The sequence below is a fragment of the Vulcanibacillus modesticaldus genome (assembly GCF_001730235.1).
GTDB classification, from domain to species: Bacteria; Bacillota; Bacilli; order Tepidibacillales; family Tepidibacillaceae; genus Vulcanibacillus; species Vulcanibacillus modesticaldus.
On record NZ_MIJF01000057.1, the window covers coordinates 1 to 5,034 of the forward strand.

The window sequence follows — 5,034 nt, forward strand, 5'->3', positions numbered from 1 at the left end:
CGTTATCTAAAGAATAGGTATCTTTAACCAAATCGTATATAAAGCTAAAGTCAATTGCTTGATCTATTTTCCTCACTAGATGATCCTCTGGTACTAAATCTTCTATTGATACTAATTCAACTTGAGTTCTTACATCTTCCTTACGTTTTGTTAACATGTTTCTCCCCTCACAAGATATTTATTACATACTTATTATACAAAAAAAGCTTGTAGATTTGTCTAAATAAAGACTTTGTCTACAAGCTGAGAGTGTCTAATTGACACTCCTATTTTCGTGGATTGAAGTACATAACTCGATCATTAAATAATTTCACTTCAGCTTTTAATTGCTTTCCTAAATATCTCGCAAATTCAACAGCTTTTTGTCGATCTCCAATAGTACAATGATCCTCATCAGGTATAACAATTTGAATAAAACTACTATCGCCTTCAGTACCAACACCTATCAAAATGTAATTGTAAAGAGGATCCTTCGCATTTAAATATAAATACTCGGTATCGTCTTCCTTTTTTATTTCCAAGTTGTATGGAAAGACAGCATTGTGATATCCATCCCAATCGAATTGTTCACCATCTTTATTAAAAATTTCGATGTACTTATGTAGTAAATCTTTAACCTGCTGTAAAGAAATCTCCGATTGTTTTGAACCCTTCACTAATTTAACAAAAATACTCCTATTCAACTTTTTCCACCCCAATATCCCTAGAATAATACTACTAATAGTAATTTTAGCACTAGGTTATTAGGATGACAACGCTTTTATTCTTTATTTTTCTCTTCATCGTAATCGTCTAACTCATTACTATAATTATCTAAGGTAACATCATGTATCGGATGCATAAAAATACCACCGGCAGGTGAAGTCATCCTTAGGGATAGACTATCATTAAAGTCATTGTAACTAACGATCTTATCAGTCTGCTCATCACCAGCAAACTGCTCCGGAGATTCGTCTTCGGCCCAGTTTTTTATAAACTTATTTTTATCGTTTTCTAAATTCTTTGTATCATCATTATTATTTATCATTATAATCACCTCACCATCATGTTTACATCCTTTAGTATTACCTGAGATAAAGAGAATATCCAAAAAAGGTGGTGTGTTTGTAGATGGATAGGATATATGGTAAAATTTAAAAAAAGTATTTGGAGGAATAGTTATGGCGAAAACTGACCTTGAAGAGATTCGATCGGAGCTATGCGTGATCTTTAATAATATCAAGGACAGACGAGAATGTTATGATAAAATTATCCATGTTTTAAAATCTAAAATTCCTCACTATCAAACAATCACTATCTATTTAACTGATGAAACGGCTTTTATCTATTATAAACATGAAGGTGATTCTAACAACTTAAAACAAAAAATTCCGTTTGGTGAAGGGTTTTTAAGTATTGTAGCTGCACGTGGAGAAATCTCCTGTGAATTTGAAACTGATGGTCAAAAGATCTATATTCCATTTTATGATGGGCACCATCTTTTAGGTGAGATGATTATAAAAACAACCAAATTCATTGATCAAGATGAAGTAAAACTATTTCAATATATCCAAGAACTACTAAGCCAAGTCCCTAATTAAAGGGGCTTTTTTTAAAAATAGGAGAAATTTATGGAGGTTGATTAACAGTTGTCGGATTTATATAAAAATTTATAAAAATCTCAAAATTATTTATAATTTAATGTTATAATAATTTTGGGGTGATAAAAATGAAATATTATAGCATAGGTGAATTTGCTGAATTAATAGGAAAAACTCAACAAACTTTAAGAAATTGGGATAAAACAGGAAAATTAAAGCCTTCGTTTATTACAGAAGGTGGACACAGAATGTATAGCCAAAGCCAATTGAATTCTATACTAAGAATAAACCAAAAAGATAAAATAACAGTAGGTTATTGCAGAGTTTCTAGTAATAAACAAAAAGATGATCTGGAAAGGCAAATACAATATGTACGAGATTATATGATTGCAAAGGGTTATCAATTTAGAATTATAACTGATATAGGTAGTGGCATTAATTATAACAAAAAAGGACTAAATGAATTAATAGACATGATAACTAATGCAGAAGTTGATAAAATAGTGGTCTTATACAAAGATAGGCTAGTTAGATTTGGGTTTGAGTTGATAGAAAACCTTTGCAAAAAATATGGAACTACTATCGAAATTATAGATAATACCCCAAAAACTGACGAGCAAGAACTAGTTGAAGATATGATCCAAATAGTAACAGTATTTGCCGCTAAGTTACAAGGTAAGCGAGCTAATAAAGCCCAAAAAATAATAAGGGAATTGAAAGAAAATGATTAAAACTTACAAGGTCATGTTAAAACCAAATAACAAGCAACGAACTAAGTTGTTTGAAAATTCTGGTGTAAGTAGATGGGCTTATAACTTCGCTTTAGCAAGACAAAAAGAGAACTATGATAAAGGTGGAAAGTTTCTTAAAGACAGTGTTCTAAGAAAAGAACTAACTATTTTGAAGAAAACAAAGGAATATAGTTGGTTAAATAATTATTCAAATAATATAACTAAACAGGCTATTAAAGACGCTTGCGATAGCTTCACAAGGTTTTTCAATGGTTATAGCAAATTCCCTAAATTTAAGTCTAAGAAAAGGTCAAAGTATAGTTTTTACCAAGATACTGAAAAAATTAAAATCACTGCAACTCATGTTAAGTTAGAAAAATTGACTACAAGTAAAAAAAGAAATAAGCAAAAATTTAATTGGATCAAACTAGCTGAAAAAGGCAGAATACCAACAGGGAAAAATATTAAATATATCAATCCAAGAATAACGTATGATGGACTTAATTGGTGGATTAGTATTGGAGTTAAAGAAGAAAAAGAAAATAATACTTCATATCAAACAGAAGGGATAGGTATTGACCTAGGTGTTAAAGAATTAGCAGTAATAAGTAATGGTGAGAAATTTAAAAACATTAATAAATCACCCAAAATGAAGAAATTAATAAAAAAACATAAAAGATTACAAAAACAAATTTCAAGAAAATACGATATGAATAAATCTAAAATTGAAGGGAGGGAAAACCGTTACAAATACCACAAAACAAAAAATATAGTAAAAGCTGAAAAGAAATTAAACAGGCTTTATAGGAGAATAAAAGGTATCAGAGATGACTATATACATCAGATTACAACATCTTTGGTGAAAGCCAAACCAAAGTATATCGTAATCGAGGATTTAAACGTAAGTGGAATGTTGAAAAACAAAAAACTATCAAAAGCTATATCGGAACAATCTTTAAGAGAGTTTAGAAGGCAATTAGAGTATAAATGTGAATGGTATGATATTAATTTAATCACAGCTGACAGATATTTTCCTTCCAGTAAAATATGTTCCAATTGTGGACATCTAAAATTAGATTTAAAACTATCTAATCGGAAATATCAATGTGATAGCTGCGGATTAGAGATTAACAGGGATCTAAATGCAAGTATTAACCTTAAAGATTATACTATAAAGCATAGAAAATCAGTAGCTTAACCACTTAAAAGATACTACTGATATGTACCCATTCGTTAGTGGGGAATTTAAGCCTTCGGAGAGTTATATCAAACGAAAGTAATAGTCATTTTAACTATGAAATCGGACTCAATGAACGAGGAACAAAGCATAAAACTTATAAATTTCAGCTTATTTATAAATTTTTATAGGTATTTGGTAACGGTGGGATAAGTGGAGGCATTACAAACTCACATAGTCGACGATGGAAAGGCAATCGTTGTAGCTGTACACGGTTCAGGAGAACACCTAGGCAGATATAAACATATTGCTAAATGGCTTAATGATAGTCAGATATCAATGATCGGTGGTGATTTACCAGGGTTGGGAAGGGCAAAGGGGAAAAGAGGACACATTGATGATTTCAACGATTATTTACGTGAAGTTGATAAGTGGATAAAGTTTGCGAAGGAAAATTGGCCAGATTTACCAATATTCTTATATGGTCATAGTATGGGAGGGCTTATCGTTCTAAGGTATATAGAAACCCTAGAAGATAAAGATTTATTAAACGGAGTTATAGTAACATCACCGGCAATAAAGATTGGAGTAACCATTCCCAAATGGCAATTGGTCATAGCTAGCTTATTAGAAAAGATATGGCCAACATTTCGAATGAAAAGCGGGATAAAGCCTGATCAAGTAAGTAGGGATCCGAATGTAGTAGAGCAATATACAAAGGATCCTCTTGTTTATGGGAAAGTGAGTATAGGTTGGTTTTTTGAATTCGTCAAAGCAATAGAAGAGGTATGGAAAAATGTTGATAAAATCAATAATCTGAATTTTCCGATACTATATTTGCAAGCAGGCGCAGATCAATTGGTAGATCCTAAAGCAGCAGACCAATTTGTCGAACTTTTACACAAAGAAAAAGTTACCTATCGTAATATCCCCAATTTATATCATGAAATTTTTAATGAGCCTGAAAAAGAAGAGTATTTGAAGATAATGACTGAATGGATTTTAAAAACAATATAACACAATAATCAATAAACATCATATAAAACACATTAAAATGTTGATTGACATAAATAGTATAACATATTAAAATAAAAGTAACACAGTAATAAAGCGTTTTCATTTCTAGGGTGGGGGTATTAAAAGTTATGGGTACAATAGTATGTAAGGAATGTGATCAAATAATTTCACCAATACCATCAGAAAAATCAGAAGTGCTATTTGGTATTTGTGACGACTGTAACTCTCATGGCAAAGAAAAATAATGAACACCACTTAAAAAGTCACCCAAAAGGGTGACTTCAGCTTGTAGACAAAGTCTTTATTTAGACAAATCTACAAGCTTTTTTTGTATAATAGATATTGTAATAAATATCTTGTGAGGGGAGAAATATGTTAACAAAGCGTAAGGAAGATGTGAGAACTCAAGTTGAATTAGTATCAATAGAGGATCTGGTACCAGAGGATCATTTGGTTAGGAAAATAGATCAAGCAATTGACTTTAGCTTTATATACGATTTGGTTAAAGATACCTATTCTTTAGATAACG

9 protein-coding genes are annotated in these 5,034 nt (G+C 30.9%); 6 read left to right on the top strand and 3 right to left on the bottom strand.

What is annotated here, in order from left to right; all coding sequences use genetic code 11:
* The 3 genes from BHF71_RS11670 to BHF71_RS09465 form a co-directional block, all read right to left on the bottom strand.
* Positions 1–157: transposase (locus BHF71_RS11670; protein WP_084024145.1), on the bottom strand; the 157-nt coding region annotated here is incomplete at its 3' end.
* Between the two features lie 109 nt (positions 158–266).
* Positions 267–683, bottom strand: a complete 417-nt coding sequence (locus BHF71_RS09460) for a DUF1885 family protein (RefSeq protein ID WP_069657414.1) — start codon at positions 681–683, stop codon at positions 267–269.
* A gap of 77 nt (positions 684–760) precedes the next feature.
* Complete coding sequence (locus BHF71_RS09465) at positions 761–1,027, bottom strand: hypothetical protein (protein WP_069657415.1); 267 nt, start codon at positions 1,025–1,027, stop codon at positions 761–763.
* Between the two features lie 133 nt (positions 1,028–1,160).
* Between BHF71_RS09465 and BHF71_RS09470 the strand changes: the two genes are divergently transcribed.
* The 6 genes from BHF71_RS09470 to BHF71_RS11680 form a co-directional block, all read left to right on the top strand.
* Entirely contained in the window at positions 1,161–1,580 is a 420-nt protein-coding gene (locus tag BHF71_RS09470; RefSeq protein ID WP_069657416.1) for a hypothetical protein, read from the top strand.
* A gap of 128 nt (positions 1,581–1,708) precedes the next feature.
* Entirely contained in the window at positions 1,709–2,311 is a 603-nt protein-coding gene (locus BHF71_RS09475; protein ID WP_069657417.1) for an IS607 family transposase, read from the top strand.
* Positions 2,304–3,509: an RNA-guided endonuclease InsQ/TnpB family protein gene (locus tag BHF71_RS09480; RefSeq protein ID WP_069657418.1), complete on the top strand. Its 1,206-nt coding sequence runs from the start codon at positions 2,304–2,306 to the stop codon at positions 3,507–3,509. The genes BHF71_RS09475 and BHF71_RS09480 overlap by 8 nt, the downstream gene beginning before the upstream one ends.
* A gap of 192 nt (positions 3,510–3,701) precedes the next feature.
* Positions 3,702–4,505, top strand: a complete 804-nt coding sequence (locus tag BHF71_RS09485; protein ID WP_084024487.1) for an alpha/beta hydrolase — start codon at positions 3,702–3,704, stop codon at positions 4,503–4,505.
* 128 nt (positions 4,506–4,633) lie between these two features.
* Positions 4,634–4,750: a GapA-binding peptide SR1P gene (locus BHF71_RS11675; protein ID WP_084024488.1), complete on the top strand. Its 117-nt coding sequence runs from the start codon at positions 4,634–4,636 to the stop codon at positions 4,748–4,750.
* A 127-nt stretch (positions 4,751–4,877) separates the two neighbouring features.
* The coding region (locus BHF71_RS11680; protein WP_084024145.1) for a transposase at positions 4,878–5,034 on the top strand (157 nt) is incomplete at its 3' end.